This is a genomic window from Pseudomonas sp. R4-15, from assembly GCF_055768815.1.
On record NZ_CM147293.1, the window covers coordinates 3,539,906 to 3,555,294 of the forward strand.

General features: G+C 66.2%; 14 protein-coding genes and 1 tRNA gene. 7 read left to right on the forward strand and 8 right to left on the reverse strand.

What is annotated here, in order from left to right; genetic code table 11:
* Positions 1 to 9 precede the first annotated feature (9 nt).
* The 3 genes from ACYRGX_RS16890 (at position 10) to ACYRGX_RS16900 (ending at position 1,517) form a co-directional block, all read left to right on the forward strand.
* Positions 10 to 471, forward strand: coding sequence for a carboxymuconolactone decarboxylase family protein (locus ACYRGX_RS16890; protein WP_473053605.1), 462 nt, complete (start codon positions 10 to 12; stop codon positions 469 to 471).
* Between the two features lie 60 nt (positions 472 to 531).
* Complete coding sequence (locus ACYRGX_RS16895; protein ID WP_473053606.1) at positions 532 to 1,116, forward strand: O-methyltransferase; 585 nt, start codon at positions 532 to 534, stop codon at positions 1,114 to 1,116.
* Between the two features lie 80 nt (positions 1,117 to 1,196).
* Positions 1,197 to 1,517: a DUF5629 family protein gene (locus ACYRGX_RS16900; RefSeq protein WP_473053607.1), complete on the forward strand. Its 321-nt coding sequence runs from the start codon at positions 1,197 to 1,199 to the stop codon at positions 1,515 to 1,517.
* Positions 1,518 to 1,557: 40 nt separating this feature from the next.
* Here ACYRGX_RS16900 and tpx read toward each other — a convergent pair whose 3' ends face one another.
* The 5 genes from tpx to ACYRGX_RS16925 all read right to left on the reverse strand — a co-directional run bounded on the left by tpx (position 1,558) and on the right by ACYRGX_RS16925 (position 9,996).
* Positions 1,558 to 2,055: a thiol peroxidase gene (tpx, locus tag ACYRGX_RS16905; RefSeq protein WP_473053608.1), complete on the reverse strand. Its 498-nt coding sequence runs from the start codon at positions 2,053 to 2,055 to the stop codon at positions 1,558 to 1,560.
* A 98-nt stretch (positions 2,056 to 2,153) separates the two neighbouring features.
* Complete coding sequence (locus tag ACYRGX_RS16910) at positions 2,154 to 3,497, reverse strand: alanine/glycine:cation symporter family protein (protein ID WP_473053609.1); 1,344 nt, start codon at positions 3,495 to 3,497, stop codon at positions 2,154 to 2,156.
* 357 nt (positions 3,498 to 3,854) lie between these two features.
* Positions 3,855 to 7,544 (reverse strand): translocation/assembly module TamB domain-containing protein, encoded by a 3,690-nt coding sequence (locus tag ACYRGX_RS16915; RefSeq protein ID WP_473053610.1) that lies wholly within the window; start codon positions 7,542 to 7,544, stop codon positions 3,855 to 3,857.
* Positions 7,541 to 9,268 (reverse strand): autotransporter assembly complex protein TamA, encoded by a 1,728-nt coding sequence (locus tag ACYRGX_RS16920; RefSeq protein WP_473053611.1) that lies wholly within the window; start codon positions 9,266 to 9,268, stop codon positions 7,541 to 7,543. The genes ACYRGX_RS16915 and ACYRGX_RS16920 overlap by 4 nt, the downstream gene beginning before the upstream one ends.
* A gap of 68 nt (positions 9,269 to 9,336) precedes the next feature.
* Entirely contained in the window at positions 9,337 to 9,996 is a 660-nt protein-coding gene (locus ACYRGX_RS16925; RefSeq protein ID WP_473053612.1) for a GNAT family N-acetyltransferase, read from the reverse strand.
* A gap of 153 nt (positions 9,997 to 10,149) precedes the next feature.
* On the opposite strand from ACYRGX_RS16925, the gene xthA reads away from it, so the two are divergent.
* A complete protein-coding gene (gene xthA / locus ACYRGX_RS16930) occupies positions 10,150 to 10,962 on the forward strand; it encodes an exodeoxyribonuclease III (RefSeq protein ID WP_473053613.1) in 813 nt (270 codons plus the stop codon).
* 56 nt (positions 10,963 to 11,018) lie between these two features.
* Here xthA and ACYRGX_RS16935 read toward each other — a convergent pair whose 3' ends face one another.
* The 3 genes from ACYRGX_RS16935 to ACYRGX_RS16945 all read right to left on the reverse strand — a co-directional run bounded on the left by ACYRGX_RS16935 (position 11,019) and on the right by ACYRGX_RS16945 (position 12,482).
* The gene (locus ACYRGX_RS16935; protein ID WP_473053614.1) at positions 11,019 to 11,279 is read right to left on the reverse strand and encodes a DUF3509 domain-containing protein; all 261 of its coding nucleotides are present in this window, start codon (positions 11,277 to 11,279) and stop codon (positions 11,019 to 11,021) included.
* A 186-nt stretch (positions 11,280 to 11,465) separates the two neighbouring features.
* Positions 11,466 to 11,702 (reverse strand): hypothetical protein, encoded by a 237-nt coding sequence (locus ACYRGX_RS16940; protein WP_473053615.1) that lies wholly within the window; start codon positions 11,700 to 11,702, stop codon positions 11,466 to 11,468.
* Between the two features lie 114 nt (positions 11,703 to 11,816).
* Positions 11,817 to 12,482, reverse strand: a complete 666-nt coding sequence (locus ACYRGX_RS16945) for a Bax inhibitor-1/YccA family protein (RefSeq protein WP_473053616.1) — start codon at positions 12,480 to 12,482, stop codon at positions 11,817 to 11,819.
* Positions 12,483 to 12,607: 125 nt separating this feature from the next.
* Here ACYRGX_RS16945 and ACYRGX_RS16950 point away from each other — a divergent pair.
* From ACYRGX_RS16950 to uvrC, 3 genes are all read left to right on the forward strand, one after another.
* Positions 12,608 to 12,697: transfer RNA gene (locus tag ACYRGX_RS16950), tRNA-Ser, on the forward strand.
* Positions 12,698 to 12,899: 202 nt separating this feature from the next.
* Positions 12,900 to 13,541: a response regulator transcription factor GacA gene (gene gacA / locus ACYRGX_RS16955; protein ID WP_473053617.1), complete on the forward strand. Its 642-nt coding sequence runs from the start codon at positions 12,900 to 12,902 to the stop codon at positions 13,539 to 13,541.
* Positions 13,541 to 15,361 (forward strand): excinuclease ABC subunit UvrC, encoded by a 1,821-nt coding sequence (gene uvrC, locus ACYRGX_RS16960; RefSeq protein ID WP_473053618.1) that lies wholly within the window; start codon positions 13,541 to 13,543, stop codon positions 15,359 to 15,361. Before gacA ends, uvrC begins: the two co-directional genes overlap by 1 nt.
* The last annotated feature ends 28 nt before the right edge of the window (positions 15,362 to 15,389 follow it).

Sequence of the window (15,389 nt, forward strand, 5' to 3'; positions counted from 1 at the left end):
GTCACCGCAATGCGCATGAACTACCGTCAAGCTGCACCCAAGGCCTACGAGGCCATGCTCGCCTTGGAGAACTACCTGGTGCGCCAGGCCAGCCAGGAGGATGGCATCGACAAGCCGCTGATGGAGCTGGTGAAGATTCGCGTCTCGCAGCTCAACGGCTGCGCCTTCTGCCTGGACATGCACACCCAGGACGCTCGCGCCCTCGGCGAGACCGAGCAGCGCCTCTACACCCTCAGCGCCTGGCATGAAACGCCCTTCTTCAGCCCCCGTGAACGCGCCGCGCTGGCCTGGGCCGAGGCCAACACGCTGCTGACCCAGGGCGGCGTCAGCCAGGCGCTGTTCGAGCAGACCCGCGAGCACTTCAGCGAAGCGCAGTTGACCAATCTGACCCTGGCCGTCGCCGCGATCAACGCCTGGAACCGCTTCGGTGTGTCCTTCGCCCCCGTCCCCGGCAGCTACCAGCCGGCGTAGCTATCTTCCTGCGTGTCCATCTGTCAGGCTCCGCGAGTCCGAAAACAAGGAGAATGGCGGATGGACGAGACCCTCGATGGACTGCTGCAAGAGCTCGAGCGCTTCGGCGAAGAGAACGACGCGCAGATCAGCGAGCGCCCGCGGCGCATGCTCAACATCACCCGCGATACCGGCGAATTCCTCGCGGTACTGGTGCGTGCCAGCAGTGCCCGCCGGATTCTCGAGATCGGCACCTCCAACGGTTATTCCACGCTCTGGCTCGCCGCCGCCAGCCGCGCGCTGCAGGGCCAGGTCGTCACCCTGGAACGCTCGGCCTGGAAGCTGCAACTGGCGCGGGAGAACTTCGCCCGAGGCGGCCTGGCCGACGTCATCCAGGCCATCGAAGGCGATGCCGGCGATTACCTCGCCCAGGCAGCGGATGCTTCCTGCGACCTGATTTTCCTCGACTCCCAGCGCAGGGAGTACCTGGCCTGGTGGCCGCAGCTCAAGCGCCTGCTACCCCGCGGCGGGCTGCTGGTGGTGGACAATGCCCTCTCCCACGCCGAGGAGATGGCCGAGTTCACCGCCCAGGTGCGTGCGGACGCGGCCTTCGACTGCTGCCTGGTGCCCGTGGGCAAGGGCGAGTTTCTCGCCACCCGGCGATAGCCAGGCGCCGCCAGTCCGTGGACAATACGCGGCGGCGCGCAGCGCTGACTCTTTGCCCCTCACCGGAATGCACGAAACAGATGAGCGAACGCTACCTGCTGGACGACCTGGAAACCGCCGACATGCTGGAGATCGACGGCCTGCACGCCAGCGAATTCACCCTCGACGAGGCCCTGCTGGACGAAGCCGATGCCGCCGCGGAAGCGGGCGAACCCTTCGGCAGCACGACGATGGTACTGCACATCCAGGCCCTCGACGGCTCGCAGAAGCAGCAATGGGCCTTCAGCTACAACGCGCTGATGGAAGCCGAGTACCTCGGTGAGGAAAAAGGCTGGCGCGTGGACGACGAGCACAACATCCGCTGCTTCTCCGCTGTCGCTGCGGAAGGCGACGACGAGTGATGTGCGGCGGACGGCAGCCGCCGTCCGCCAGCACTCAGGCTCAGAGCACGGCCAGCGCTGCGGCGTAGTCCGGCTCGGAGCCGATTTCCGCGACCAGCTCACTGTGCAACACCTTGTCCTGGGCGTCGAGCACCACCACGGCACGCGCCGCCAGGCCGACCATCGGCCCGCTGGCGATCGCCACACCGTAGTTCTTGAGGAACTCGGCGCCGCGCAGGGTCGACAGGTTGACCACGTTCTCCAGCCCTTCCGCCCCGCAGAAGCGCGCCTGGGCGAACGGCAGGTCCGCGGAAATGCAGATCACCACGGTATCCACCAGATTGGCGGCTTCGGCATTGAAGCGGCGCACCGAGGTCGCGCAGGTCGGCGTATCGACGCTGGGGAAGATGTTCAGCACCTTGCGCTTGCCGGCGAAGTCGGCGAGCGTCTTGTCCGACAGGTCCGCCGCCACCAGACTGAACGCGGGCGCCTGCTGGCCCTTGGCGGGCAACTCGCCAGCCACGTCGATCGGGGTTCCACGCCGGGTCACTTGAGCCATGAGGATGAATCCTTCTTCTGTTGAAAGAGCGCGCAGTGTATGCCGGCCAGGCCGCCGTCGCATCAGTCGCGACGGCGGCGGGTTTCACCTCAGCCGGCTCAGCGCGCCTGGAAATAGTCGCGGGTGAGCTTGACCAGCACCGGGCTCAGCGCCAACAGCGCGATCAGGTTGGGGATCGCCATCAGCCCGTTGAGGGTGTCGGCGAGCAACCAGGCGAAGTCCAGTTGGGCGATGGCGCCGAAGGGCACCGCGAGCACGAACACCAGGCGGAACGGCAGGATCGCCCGGGTACCGACCAGGTATTCCCAGCAACGCTCGCCGTAGTAGCTCCAGCCCAGTACGGTGGTGAAGGCAAAGACCACCAGCGCCAGGGTCAGGATCGAACCGCCGATACCCGGCATCGCCGACTCGAAGGCCGCCGCCGAGAGGGCCGCGCCGCTCTCGCCACTGGTCCACACGCCCGAGCAGATGATCGCAAGGCCGGTCATGGTGCAGATCACCAGGGTGTCGATGAAGGTTCCGAGCATGCCGATCATCCCCGAGCGCACCGCGCTGTTGGTGGTCCCGGCTGCCTGGGCGATACCGGCAGTCCCTAGCCCGGCTTCGTTGGAGAAGATGCCGCGCGCCACGCCGAAGCGAATCGCCGCCATCACCGCCGCGCCGGCGAAGCCGCCGGTGGCCGCGATCGGGCTGAAGGCATGGTCGAAGATCAGGCCGAAAGCCGCGGGAATCTGGGCGGCGTTGACCACCAGCACCACGATGGCGGCGATGATGTAGGCCACGCACATGAACGGCACCAGCGCAGCGGCGACCACGCCGATGCGGCGAATGCCACCGAGGATCACCATCCCCACCAGAACCATCGAGAGCACGCCGGTCAACCACAGCGGCACGCCGAAGCTGGCCTGCAGTGCCTGCGCCATGCTGTTGACCTGCACCATGTTACCGATACCGAAACCCGCCAGACCGCCGAACAGTGCGAACAGCGTGGCCAGCCACATCCACTTGCCACCCAGGCCGTTCTTGATCGCGTACATCGGGCCGCCGACATGTTCGCCGCGCTCGTCCTTCTCACGGTAATGCACGGCGAGGGTCACCTCGGCGTACTTGGTGGCCATGCCCACCAGTGCGGTGCACCACATCCAGAACAGCGCACCGGGACCACCGAGGAAGATCGCTGTGGCGACGCCCGCGATATTGCCGGTACCGACGGTCGCGGCCAGGCAGGTCATCAGCGCCTGGAAAGGGCTGATTTCGCCGGACTCGTCGGAGTTCTTGCTGCGCCCGCCCCACATCAGCGCGAAGCCGGTGGGAATGCGGAGCAGAGGCATGAATTTGAGAGCAATCATGAGGAACAGGCCGGTGCCGAGGATCAACACCATGATCGGCGGGCCCCACACCAGACCATTGATCTGGTTGACCAGGTTGGTAACTGATTCCATCCGTAACTCCTTGTTTTATAGAGAACGCGAGCGTGTTCCAGAGCACCGCAAGGCGCCCGACGCATCGCAAGGCGGGCATCCTAGCACGCGCACGACGGCGTTCGGATGCGCGGAGTTTTGTTGCTGGACGAGGCAGCGCTGCGGGAGGAGCGTGGTTTCCGGGATGCCTGCTAAAGCCTGAAGGGATCCCCCTCTCCCCAACCCCTCTCCCACGAGGGGCGAGGGGCTATTGGGGTGGGGCTTGGCCTTTTCGCTCCCCTCGCCACCCGGGCGCTAACAGGCGCGGCTTGGCTTTTCGCTCCCCTCGCGCCTCGTGGGAGAGGGGCTGGGGGAGAGGGGGCGCCGCGCCGCCAGGCGTCAGAAATCGCGACGGTAGAACAGGTCCAGCGAGCTCGCCAACCCGCTCGCGGCCTCCAGGAACAGGCGCCGGGTCAGTTCATAGCGCAGGCCGATGGTCGTCGCGGGCTCGAAAACGCCAACGCCATAACGCAGGCTCAGTCGATCGGTGAGGCTTCCGCTGGCGACCACGCTGGTGCTGTTGCCCGAGCCTTCGGTATCCAGCTGGAAGTTCTCGATGCCGAGATTCTGCGCCAGCCCGGCGGTGATCCGCGAACTACCGGCCAGGCCAAGCCCCAGGGCGGCCTGCGCCAGCAGGTTGCTGTCGCCGCTGTCTCCGCCGAGTGGGCGCCCGAGGACGAGGTAGGACAGCGCTTGCTCCTGGCTCATCGCCGGTTCGGAGAACACTTCGGTACTCGGCGCCACCACGCTGCCGGACAGGCGCAGCCCCGCGGTCACGTCGTCGACCACGCGCACCGCCTCGACATCCAGGTACGGCTGCGAGATCAAGCCGGTGAACAATAGCCGCGCCCGGCGGATGGTCAGGCGCTGGCCGTAGGCTCGGTAGCGGCCCTTGTTCAGGTTCAGCTCGCCCTGTGTCTCCAGGTTGTCGCCGATGTGTACCTGACCGGCGATCTCCGCGGTCAGGCCGAAGCCGGAGAAGGTCAGTTTCTGCTCGCCGACGACCACGTCGATGTCCATCGCCATCGTCAACCCCGCCGGAGCATCGCCCTGCTCCTCGCCGACGATGACCGTGTCCTGGGAGACCTTCACGGTCGACGCCGGCAGTTGGCGCACGATGATGCTGCCGCGCGGCACACGAACCGTGCCCGCCACGGTGAGCGCTCCACCGCGCATGCTGACGCGCAAATCCGGCGCCACTTCGAGCTCGGCGTAGGGTTCGACGTCCACCGGCAACTGGTGCCCGGTGATGCTCAGGTCGACGTCCAGGCCATCGGCCCAGTCGATGGCGCCGCCCAGGCTGCCACGGCCCTGTTCACCACTCTTCCAGCCCCCCTCGAGCTGCACCCGCTGTCCGAGGATGTTGGCTTGCAACTGCAGGTCTTCGAAGCGCGTCGGCAGATCGCCGCCGGCAATCAGACCCTCGGAGAGGCGTACCTGCCCGCGGACCTGCGGCGCCTGTAGCGTGCCAGAAAGCGTGCCGTCGCCGTTCAGCGAGCCCTGCAGTTCCTCGACCATCGGCAGGAACGGACGCGCCGCCTGAAGTTGCAGACCACTGAGCTGGAAGCGTCCGTCGAGCGGCTTGTCGTCCTGGCGGGGGTCGATGTTGGCCTGCAGTTGCAATTGTCCCAGGCGATCGCCATCGAAGCGGGCATCGAGGGTCACGCGCTGCGGCCGCAGTTGCATGTCGAGGGCCAACGCGCGGTAGTCGAAGTCGACCCAGTCGGCGCCGTCGTGCATGCGCAACTGCCCGCTCCCCGCGTCCACCCGCACGCTGCCCGTGGGACCGGCCGCCGGCAGATCGAGCGACAGGTCGGCATTCAACTGGCCCTCCCAGCGCAGGTCATCCGGAAGCAACTGCGCCAGGCTCTGCAAGGGGAAGTCACGCAACCGGTAGCGCAGTCGAGGCTCGGGGGCAAGGATCTGGTCGTCCCCGCACAGACTGGCCTCGCCATTCACCCAGCAGTGCGCGGCGAACTCGATGCGGCCGTCGGCGCGCCGGGTGAGACGCGCCGCATTCTGCAGACGCCAATCCTGGCCGTAACCCGCCAGATGCGCCCGCTGCAGTTGGCCATTCCAGCGCCAACCGCCGGCATCGCTGGCGAGATCGCCGCCCAGCGCCAGTTCGGCGGTCGCGGTGGGGCCCTCCAGATTCAGGCTAGCCTGCTGACGATGCGCATCCCCCGAGCCCTGCACACGCAGGAGGCCCAGCGCCAGCTCGCCCTGGGCGAGCCCATCGCCCCGCAGGTCCAGCGTGCCTTGCTGCGCGGCGTCCAGGTTGGCGTCGAGGGACAGGCTCTGCACCCGGGTTTCGGCGAACGCCAGTGAGCTGCCCTTCAGCGCCAGGCGGCCCTGGGGCGCTTTCAGGTTGCCGGCCAGCGACAGGTCGCCGCTGATCGCGCCACGCAGGCCCGGCCAGAGCTGGTCGAGGCGCCGCAAGGCGATGTCGAGCTGTCCCGTCAGTGCATCATTCAGCCCCGCGCTGCCCTGCACGCGGTTGTCGCCCAACTGCACGTCGAGGCGCTGCAGGGTCCAGGCTTCCCCTGCCCCACTGGCGCTGATCGCCAGTTGCGCAGGCTGGCGGCGCAACTGGCCTTGCAGGCCGACCTCGGCAGTGGCTTGGAGCTGCCCGTCACGCAGACTGCCTTCGCTCTGCAAAGGGCCGCTCAGGCGTCCCGGCAACTCGGCGAGCCAGTAGGAAGGATCGAACTGGCTCACCTGCAGTTGCGTCTTCCAGTTCAGCGCATCGGCGAAGCCCAGGCCGAGCTGGCCCTCGACGCTACCCTGCCCCGCTACCAGTTTGAGCGACGGCAGATGCACTTCCGCCAGGTCGCCGCTGACCGGGCTGGAAAGCTGGAAGCGCCCTGCCGGGCCGTCCAGGGTCGAGGCGAAATTACCCAGATAGCGTCCGTCGCGGTACTGCAATTGGGCCTGCATCTGGCGTAACTGCACCGGTATCGAGTCCAGCGGATAGAGGCGCTGCCAGGGGAAATCCTGCCAGTCCAGTTGCAGGTCGGCGGAAAGCCCGTCGCTCCAGTCGGCGGTGCCTACCAGACCGACCCGATGCTCAGCGTCGGCACGCAACTCGAGTCCTTCGAGTCGCGCCCCACGGGTATCGGCGTGGCCGGAGAGATTCAGCGCGATCGGCCCCTCGGCGGCAGCCAGGGCGCCTTGGCCCGCCAGGGTGAACCCCTCGGCGAGATCGCCTTCGGCGCTCAGGCGCAGGCGCTGCACGGTGAGCGTGTCCGGCAGGCTGGCGGCGGCCTTGAACTCGCGGGTCTCGATCACCAGGCTCGCCGGCAGATCCTCGCTCAGGGGTTCCAACCAGCCACGCAGGGTGGCCTGCAGGTAGCCCGCGCTACCGGCGGCGAGGGTAACGCGGCGCTTCAATTCGCCCGCCACTTCAAGTTCCACCGCCCAGGGCTGGGCATCCGGCGCCGGCAACTCCACCTCGCCCGTCAGCGACAGTGGCCAGTCGCCTTGCGGCGACAACCGGCCGTGCAGGTTGGCGCGCAGGTCATCGCGCTGCACCTGCAAGGCATCGAGTTGCAGGCCTTGTGCATTCCAGTGGGCCACCAGGTTCAGCGCGGTCAGTTCCTCGGCGCCGTTGAAGAGGATGCGCCCCACGGAAACCTCGCCCAGCTCCAGGCCGAGCGGCAGGTCCAGGTCCGGCAGGCTGAAGGGCGCCGGGTCTTCGTCGGCGGGCGCTTCGCTGGGCGGCAGTTGCAGAAGCACCTCTCCAGCGCGCAGACGATCGATGCACAGCGTGCCGCGCAGCAGGCAGGCGGGACGCCAGGCGAACATCGGTGCGTCGACCTGCACCAGACGCTCGCCCGACTGCCATCGCAAGTGCTCGGCCTGCCAGGCGCCGCCGAGACGTCCGCTGAAGCCTTCCACTTCGAGTCCGGGCACCTGCTCCAACAACCAGCGGCTGCCCGCCTGGCTCGCCAGCAACCCCGTGACCAGCGCCCCCAACAGCAGGAGCAGCGCCAGCACGCCGAGCACGGTTCTCAACAGGACGCGCTTCATAGCTCCGGCCCCATGGAGAAGTGCAGGCGGATACCCCCTTCGCCGTCCAGCGGATGGGCCAGGTCGACACGCAGCGGCCCCACTGGCGAGACCCAGCGCAAGCCGAAACCGACGCCGGTTTTCAGCGAAGGCAGCTCCAGGTCGCTGAACGCGTTGCCCTGATCCACGAACGCCGCCACACGCCAGCGAGCGGCGAAGCTGTACTGGTATTCCAGGCTGCCAGCGACCATGTAGCGTCCGCCGATACGGTCGCCGTCGGAGTTGGTCGGCGACAGCGTCTGGTAGTCGTAGCCACGCACGCTCTGGTCACCGCCGGCGAAGAAGCGCAGCGAGGGCGGCACGGCCTTGTATTCGTTGGTGAAGTTCATCCCCAACTGCCCACGGGCCAGGAAGCGATGCCGCTCGGCAAGGGTGATCAGGCCCTTGGCCATGGCTTCGCTGTGCAAGAGATCGGCGTCCGAAAGCAGCCCGTCCTTGGCTACCTGACTCTGCACGCGCAGGCGATAGCCACGGCTGGGGTCCAGGCGGTTGTCGCTGTTGAGGTAGTTGAATTCGATGCCGGGCATGGTCAGCGTGGCCAGCCCCGAGTCGTCGCCCAGGCGGTATTCCTCGCGGAGCCATTTGACCGAATACACCCGCTGCCAGCCGTTCTCCAGGCGCCGATGCCACTCCGGCCCCACGGTGATCAGCTTGCTCAGGCTGTCGGTATCGGCCAGTTCCTCGTACTGGTAGCCGCCGGCGATGCGCAGCTTGTCGTTGAGCGGGTCCTCGCCCGGCATGTCGTACCACAGGCCGACGTTCTGCCGTGGCGCGGAAAGCTCCATCTCGGCACCGTAGCTGTGGCCCTGGGGGTTGACCCAATGGCGGGTCCATTCGGCGCGCCCACGCGGGCCGACGTCGGTCGAGTAACCCAGGCCCAGGCCCATGGTGCGCGGCTTGCGGGTAGTGAGGCGGACCTCCACCGGAATCGCCTGCTCCCTGGCACTGGCGGGCGCGGCATCGACCCGCACACCCTGGAAGTAGCCACTGCTCTGCAGGGCCTGGTAGAGGCGATTGATCAACTCGCTGTCGTAGGGCGCGCCCTCGGCGAACGGCACCATGCGCCGTAGCAGATCGTCGTCGAAGGGCGTATTGCCGCTGAAGTTGACGTGCCCCAGCCGATAGCGCGGGCCGCTCTGGTAGATCAGCGTGATATCGGCGGCATTCTCCTCGGGGTCCACCAACAACTGGCTCTGGGTGAAGTGTCCGGCGAAGAAGCCATAGCGCGCGGCCTGATTCTCGATCAGCGTCTTGGCATCCTCATAGACGCCATGGTTGAGCACCGTCCCCGGACGCAGCAGCCGTGCATCCGGCACGCGAAACGCCGCGAGCTGGTTCGCCGGACCGTCGATACGGATTTGTACCTTGCGCAAACGCACGGGCTCGCCTGACTCGACCTGCAACCGCAGGGTGGGCGGTTCGTCGTCGCTCAGATGCGCGTCGATCTGCGCGTGGTAGTACCCCAGCGCCTCGGCGGCCCGCCGAGCCTGCTCCCGAACGCCACGCAAGCGCCGTTCGAGGGTCTCGCGAGACAAACCCTCCAGTTCCCCCACATGCCCCTCGATGTTGTTCGAGAGGGCCGAATTCGACGGCTTTACCTGCACACGCAATTGATTGTCGGCCATGGCCGCCGCGCTGCAACACAGCGCAACCAGCGACCAGCCGATCTTGTAGGCTCGCTTCATAGGACCGGATGCTAACACGCCGAATGCGACATTCTGGAAGGGTCAGACCTCTCCGCATGACCGTTCGGTCATCCCGCCAGGCCGCTTTGCAGAGCCATCGGCGCATGGGCGTGGACGAACAGGCGCTCGCGCAAGGGCCCCAATGCGATCTCGGCGACCTCACGGTAACCCTGGCGCATATAGAAGTCCTCAAGGGCAAGGTTGGCGCTGTCGAGTACCACCCCGCGGGAACCACCCTCCTCCGCACACCAGCGGTGTACGGCCTGGAACAGTTGCTCGCCCAGGTGACGCCCCTGCTCCAGGGGATGTACCGCAAGCAGCGTGATGTGATGGTGCGGTCCCTCCGGCAGGCTGGCGAGAATCGCCTGCTGATAGGCGATGAAGCGCCGCGTGCCGCGCAGGCCGACCCGCGCCAGCATGCGCAGCCGCCAAGGCCAGCTTTCGGTGAATTCCAGCCGGCGCACCGGAGGCTGCAGCAGCGCGACGCCGACCAGACTGTCGTCGCGGAACAAGCCCAGCGTCGGCAGTTCGTCGGCGAGGTGCCGAGCCACGATTTCCCGCAGGGTGGCACGCACCCGCTGCTCGTAATCGGGGCGCTCTGCCTCGAGCACATAGACCCACGCCGGATCACGCCGATAGGCGTGGTAGAGCAACGAGCGAACCTCGCCGGCGAAGCCGCCGTCGAGCATGAGCACCTGGCAGTCATTGCACGGATCGCTGGCGGACATGCTGCACCCCCTAATTGGTGTTATTGGTCTTGGATGCGCCTGTACTGCAAGCTAGCAGCCCATCCGGCGGGCCGCCAGCCGAGGCGCGGCCCTTGCACAGGAGCCGCGCGCTGCCTAGCATCGCCCTCTTTGGTCTCGGACAGTTTTTTCCCGATGAAGATCGTCTCCTTCAACATCAACGGCCTGCGCGCTCGTCCACACCAGCTCGCGGCGCTGATCGAGCGTCACCAGCCCGACGTCATCGGCCTGCAGGAAACCAAGGTTGCCGACGAGCAATTCCCCTTCGAGGAGGTCCGTGCGCTGGGCTACGAGGTGCATTACCACGGGCAGAAAGGCCACTACGGCGTGGCGCTGCTCTCGCGCCGGGCACCTCTGGAAGTGATCAAGGGCTTTCCCTGGGATGGTGAAGACTCCCAACGCCGCTGGATCGGCGGGGTTTTCGAGGACGCCGACGGCCAGCCGCTGTACCTGTACAACGGCTATTTCCCCCAGGGCGAGAGCCGTGACCATCCCATCAAATTCCCCGCCAAGACGCGCTTCTACGCGGACCTGCAGCGCCTGCTGGAAGAGCGCCACACACCCGAACAGCGCGTGGTGGTGATGGGCGACTTCAACATCTCGCCCGAGGATTGCGATATCGGCATCGGCGCGGATAACGCCAAGCGCTGGCTGCGCACCGGCAAGTGCAGCTTCCTGCCCGAGGAGCGCGCCTGGTTCGCCAAGCTGCGCGAATGGGGCATGGTCGACAGTTTCCGCCGTCTGCATCCGGACGTGGCCGATCGTTTCAGCTGGTTCGACTACCGCAGCCGCGGCTTCGAGGATGATCCACGGCGCGGGCTGCGCATCGACCTGATCATGACGTCACCCGGGCTGATACCGCGCCTGAAAGCGGCGGACATCGACTACGACCTGCGCGGAATGGAAAAGCCTTCCGACCACGCGCCGATCTGGCTCGAACTCGACTGAGCGCGAGCGGCAAGGGCGCCTCGTGCAGGCGTCCCTTCTCGGCAGATTGGCAGACTTCAGCTGGCCAGACGGGTGCGTCCGCGACCTTTGCTGGCAGCCACGGCGCTGCTCTCCAGGGCGACGGCCAGTTCACGGCGCAGGGCACTGATCAGCCATTGCATGCTCACCGGAGCACTGAGTTGCGGGGACGGCACCAGCCGCTGCGCCTGCAGCCCGTCCTTCTCCAGTTGCACCAGCGTGCTGCCATCGGCGCGCGCGGTCAGCGACACTTCATGTTCGGGGAAAGCAGCGCGCAGGGCGGGAAGGGAAATGTCCATGTTAGGGCTCCTGGTTGGATAGTCGGGTCGCCGTGAGATAGCAATCGGCGTGCCAGCCCATCCATCCCGGATTGACCGCATCCTGCGGGGTGCCCCGTCCTGAAGCGGCTGGCAAGATGCATGAAAGCAGGCAATTGTTTCATGCATCTTGCAAACCACGGCCGCTCTGCGCAGACCGACCAGCGGTCATTCGCCGTCGAGCAATTCCCCGGCAGGACCGATCTCGGCGAGCTTGTTCAATGCCGCTTCCGCCGCGGCATCAGCCTCGGACGCCAGCGCGAAGCGCCGACCATAGGCGACGTGATGAAAAAGCGGACGCTCGCCCGAACCGCGCCGCTTCACCGCGATCACCGCCTCGAAGCCACCGGACACCGGCAATGCCGAGGAAATCGCTTCGTGGTTCAGGAAATGCCTCTGAGCCATGGCTAACACCTCTCTACGGGAATCTACTCTTGCGACAGCGCATCGCATCGCCGATTCCCGAGCCAGACACAAAGAAGCCCGCACTTGGGCGGGCTTCTTTGAACCTGGAGGGCCTTAGTCGTTGCTGGCGATGCCGAGCAACTGCAGCAGGCTGATGAACAGGTTGTAGATGGACACGTAGAGGCTGATGGTAGCCATGATGTAGTTGGTTTCACCGCCATGGATGATGGCGCTGGTCTGGTAGAGGATGCAGGCCGAGGCGAACAGCACGAAGCCGGCGCTGATGGCCAACTGCAGGCCGGTGATGTGGAAGAAGAAGCTCGCCAGCACCGCGCCGAGCAGCACGAAGCAGCCCACGGTGATGAAACCGGAGAGGAAGCTCATGTCCTTGCGAGTGGTCAGCACGTAGGCGGACAGGCCGAAGAACACCAGGGCGGTCATCGCGAAGGCGGAGGCGATCACCTCACCGCCGTTGGGCATGCCCAGGTACAGGTTGAGGATCGGCCCGAGGGTATAGCCCATGAAGCCGGTCAAGGCGAACGTGCTCAACAAACCCCAACCCGAGTTGCGCAGCTTCACGGTCAGGAAGAACAGGCCGTAGAAGCCGATCAGCACCACGAAGACATTCGGGTAGGCCACGCGCATCTGCTGCGAGACGTAGGCGACCAGCCCGCTGAAGGCGAGTGTCATGGCCAACAGCGTGTAGGTGTTGCGCAGGACCTTGCTGATCGCGACCTCGCCGAGCCCGGTCCGGTCCATCTGATATTGCTGTTCACGCATGGCGGCGTTCTCCTCTGAGGATGATGGCCAAGTATTTGGGGTCGAGCATAACAGAGGTCAAGCCCCTGCCCAGCCACAGAGTTTGACAGTGTATTGCGATCCGGTAGTATTGCCGCCCGCACTGCGGAGGTGTGGCCGAGAGGTTTAAGGCAGCGGTCTTGAAAACCGCCGAAGGGGAGACTCTTCCGTGAGTTCGAATCTCACCGCCTCCGCCATCTTTTGCGCTGTCGCCTCGCCGACAGCCCGCGCGTCCCCTTCTCCAGTACCGGCGACAACCGTTGTCGCTCAGGCGGCCATGCGACCTTTTCCCGCAGCACGACCATCGGCCAGCTAGGTTTCCGCCGCGGCTTTTTGCTATCGTGCCCAGGTTTCCGGAACGGTAGCCACGCGGTATGCGCCGTTGCAACGAGGTGTCGATTGATTAAGGTCCTGGTGGTAGACGACCACGATCTGGTGCGTACGGGCATTACCCGTATGCTCGAGGACGTTGAAGGTCTGAAGGTGGTTGGCCAGGCCGACTCCGGCGAACTCGCCCTGCGCAAGGCGCGCGAACTCAAGCCGGACGTAGTGCTGATGGACATCCGCATGCCCGGCATCGGTGGCCTCGAGGCCACCCGCAAGCTGCAGCGCAGCCAGCCGGACAGCCGCGTGATCGCGGTCACCGCCTGCGAGGACGATCCCTTCCCCACGCGCCTGATGCAGGCCGGCGCGGCCGGCTACCTGACCAAGGGCGCTGGACTGGAGGAAATGGTCAAGGCGATCCGCCAGGTGTTCGCCGGGCAACGCTACATCAGCCCGAACATCGCCCAGCAGATGGCGCTCAAGGCCGTGCAGCCGCAAAGCGATTCACCCTTCGACCTGCTTTCCGAACGGGAAATGCAGATCGCCCTGATGATCGCCGGCTGCGAAAAGGTCCAGAGCATCTCCGACAAGCTCTGCCTGTCGCCCAAGACGGTGAACACCTACCGTTACCGCATCTTCGAGAAACTGCAGATAGACAGTGACGTGGAGCTGGCCCTGCTGGCCGTGCGTCACCGCATGATCGATACCAACGCCTGATGTCCAGCTTCGACCCCAACGCCTTTCTCGCCGGCTGCAGCGGGCGCCCCGGTGTCTATCGGATGTTCGACGCCGAGGCCAAGCTGCTCTACGTGGGCAAGGCGAAGAACCTCAAGAAGCGCCTGGCGAGCTATTTCCGCAAGACCGGCCTGGCGCCGAAGACGGCCGCGCTGGTGGCACGCATCGCCCAGGTGGAAACCACCATCACGGCCAACGAGACCGAAGCCCTGCTGCTCGAGCAGACGCTGATCAAGCAGTGGCGGCCGCCTTACAACATCCTGCTGCGCGACGACAAATCCTACCCGTACGTCTACCTCTCCGATGATGAGTTCCCGCGTCTGGGCATCCATCGCGGCAGCAAGAAGGCCAAGGGCCGCTACTTCGGTCCCTACCCCAGCGCCGGGGCGATCCGCGAGAGCCTGGCACTGCTGCAGAAAGCCTTCCAGGTGCGCCAGTGCGAGGACAGCTACTACCGCAACCGCACCCGCCCCTGCCTGCAATACCAGATCAAGCGCTGCAAGGGCCCCTGCGTGAACCTGGTGGACGCCAGCGAGTACGCCCAGGACGTGCGCCACTCGACGATGTTCCTGGAAGGGCGCAGCAACGCCCTGGCCGAGGAACTCTCGGCCAGCATGGAGCAAGCCGCGCAGAACCTCGACTTCGAGCGGGCCGCGGAGTTGCGCGACCAGATGGCACTGCTGCGCCGCGTGCAGGACCAGCAGAGCATGGAAGGCGGTAACGGCGACGTCGACGTGGTGGCCGCGGTGACCAATCCCGGCGGCGCCTGCGTACAGCTGATCAGTGTGCGCGGTGGGCGTGTGCTGGGCAGCAAGAACTTCTTCCCGCAGACCGGTATCGAGGAAGACACCGCGGCCGTGCTCTACGCCTTCCTCGCTCAGCACTACCTGAGCGCAAGCGAGCGCGATCTGCCCGACGAGGTCATCGTCAACGTGCTGCACGAGGACTTCCCGACGCTGCTCGACGCCATCGCCGAGGTGCGCGGGCGGGCGCCGAGCATTTCCCAGCGCGTTCGCGGCACGCGGGCGCGCTGGCAGGCGCTGGCCGTGACCAACGCCGAGCAGGCGCTCGGCGCGCGCCTGGCCAACCGCCAGCACCTGCGCGCACGCTTCGAGGCCCTTGCCGAGGCGCTGGGCCTGGCCGAGGTGCCGCAGCGCCTGGAATGCTTCGACATCAGCCATTCCAGCGGCGAGGCCACCGTCGCCTCCTGCGTGGTGTTCGGCCCCGAAGGCCCGCTCAAGTCTGACTATCGCCGCTACAACATCGAAGGCGTTACCGCCGGAGACGACTACGCCGCCATGCACCAGGCCCTGACCCGGCGCCTGTCACGCGCCAAGGACGGCGAAGGCAAGGTCCCCGATGTGCTGCTGGTGGACGGCGGCAAGGGACAACTGGCGATGGCGCAGGACGTCATCCAGGAACTCGCGGTGCCGGGCATCACCCTGCTCGGCGTCGCCAAGGGCGTGACCCGCAAGCCCGGCTTCGAGACGCTCTACCTCAATGACGCCTCCCAGGAGTTCACCTTGCCGGGGCACGACCCGGGGCTGCACCTGATCCAGCAGATCCGCGACGAAGCCCACCGTTTCGCCATCACCGGGCACCGCGCACGGCGGGGCAAGGCGCGGCGCGTCTCGTCATTGGAGGACGTGGCCGGCGTAGGACCCAAGCGGCGCCGGGAACTGCTCAAGCACTTCGGCGGTCTGCAAGAACTGGCGCGCGCCAGTGCCGAGGAAATCGCCAAGGCTCCAGGCATCAGCAAAAAGCTCGCCGAGTCGATTTATGCCACTTTGCACAGTGAGTAGAATGAGCGCAGTGCCTGCTGAAATGATG